Origin of the sequence: Pantoea sp. VS1 (assembly GCF_002207995.1) — a bacterium.
Lineage (GTDB): Bacteria > Pseudomonadota > Gammaproteobacteria > Enterobacterales > Enterobacteriaceae > Pantoea > Pantoea dispersa.
The window spans coordinates 1-1,739 of sequence record NZ_NHZE01000175.1 but is presented as its reverse complement, the minus strand read 5'-3'; the positions used below and the strand labels follow the sequence as shown (position 1 = coordinate 1,739).

At 66.6% G+C, this 1,739-nt stretch carries 2 protein-coding genes; both read right to left on the bottom strand.

The features are described 5' to 3' along the window. Positions 1-1,187, bottom strand: a 1,187-nt coding sequence (gene traB / locus CBW22_RS25710; RefSeq protein WP_088518247.1) for an F-type conjugal transfer pilus assembly protein TraB, incomplete at its 3' end; no start/stop codon positions are given. After that, a partial coding sequence (locus CBW22_RS25705; RefSeq protein WP_088518246.1) for a TraK domain-containing protein occupies positions 1,184-1,739 on the bottom strand: 556 nt, incomplete at its 5' end. The genes traB and CBW22_RS25705, both read right to left, overlap by 4 nt.

The following is a 1,739-nucleotide window of genomic DNA, read 5'->3' as shown; positions in this document are numbered from 1 at the left end:
TTCTGGAACACCACGGTCACGGCGTTGCCGGCACCGATATCAATCACCGGGTGGTACTGCTCGGCGCGCTTAATCCAGTACTGGCTCAGCGTGTCCGCCGCCTTGCTGGCGCCGCCGCCGAAGCCCTGTTTAAGAATGTCACCGGCACCGACCGAGGCACTTGCACCGAGTCCTACCGTCGGCGTGGCGGCAGACTTGATGCCCTCACCGAAGCCCGACAGCAGGCCGGCCGCGCCGGCGTTGGCAATGATGGCGCCGTTACGCATCACCGGCTTACCGCGGATGCCTACCTTGCCCTGGAAGGACACGTGACCGTCGAACGGCATGTCGATATGCTTGCCGTTCTTCAGGATGCAGCTGATGTTTTTGGTGCGCACCTCGCCGCGCTCGCTGGAGATGTCGCCGTACATCTCTCCGGTGACGCGGCACTGGTCCATGTTCCAGGTCTTGCCGTTGGGCATGGAGACGTCACCAAGCAGGGTAATGACCACCGGCGAGGTATTCTGCTGACCGGTCACGCTGGCGTTGGCGTCAGCGCCCTCAATCATTACCGCCTCGGAGAAGGAGCCGGAGGGTATCCAGGGGAGCTTCGTCTTTTTGTCGGTGAGTGACGCGTAGGTAAAGGTGTCGCGGCTCAGGCCGCCCGGACGCACCGTGCCGGCGCCGGGGTAGAACCCCTGCCCCTGCGCGGGCCAGAACTGACTGCCCTGTCCGGCAGCCGGTCCCCCGCCGGGATTACTGATGCTCCACTGCGCCGGGCCGGACGGCCCGCCGGAAACCGGACCGCTGGCGGGGGGAGTGCCCTGGCCGGATGACGGGGTCTGCGCCGGCGGCTTTTCCGCCTGGCTCTGCAGCTTGTCCAGCGCCGTGCCAATCTGCTCCAGCTTGCGACTCAGCGCGTCGTTCTGCGCGCTGACCGTGGCGGACAGCGTGGACAGGTCCTTCTCAAGCGTTGCTGTTTTATTCTGCTGCTGCGCCAGCACCGACTCGGACACCGCGCCGGTAAAGCGGCTGTTCACGAGCCCCGTGCCGGTGAGGTCGGCCGCCTTCGCCGGGGGCGGATTCTTCAGGGCGGCCAGGTGCTGTGAATACGCCCAGATGCCGCCGCCCAGCGCGAGCATGACCCCGGCGGCCACGCCGGCAATCATCCACTGGCGGCGGCGCGTGGCGGTATTGATGTTGCTCATGACCCGCCCTCCGCGTCAGTGGAGAAAATCACCCACACTAAGCCCTCGCCGTTTGCATACAGGGTGCGGGTTGACAGCATCACCGCCCGCACGCCCTTCTGCCAGAACTGCTTTTCGCTGAGCGCCCGCGTCACGTAGCCGGCGTTTTTCATGCGGTAGCGCACCACCCGCAGGTGCGAGCCGGCAAGCTGGCGCTCAGGCGTCAGCAGCACGCCCGCGGGCGGGTTATACGCCGGCGCGCGTGAGGCCTTTATCTCGGTGTAGCTCTCCGGCACGTCACCGTTCACGACGCTGCGGGCAACGCTCACCAGCGCCTTCTGGAAGGGCTGGCTTTCCTCCCACGCCTTCGCATCCGGGTTGGGCCTGAGCGGCACGCCGGCCGGAATGAGGTGCAGCGTGCGGCCGTTGCCGGGTTTCGGTGAGACGTCAATGGAGACGCCGACGCCCCCGGCGGTTTCCAGGAACAGGGTGAAGTCCTGCCCGGTCAGCGGCGTGATAAGCAGCGCGCCGTCGGCGGTGGTGGCCTTCGTGTAGGCGTTATCCGGACCGGTC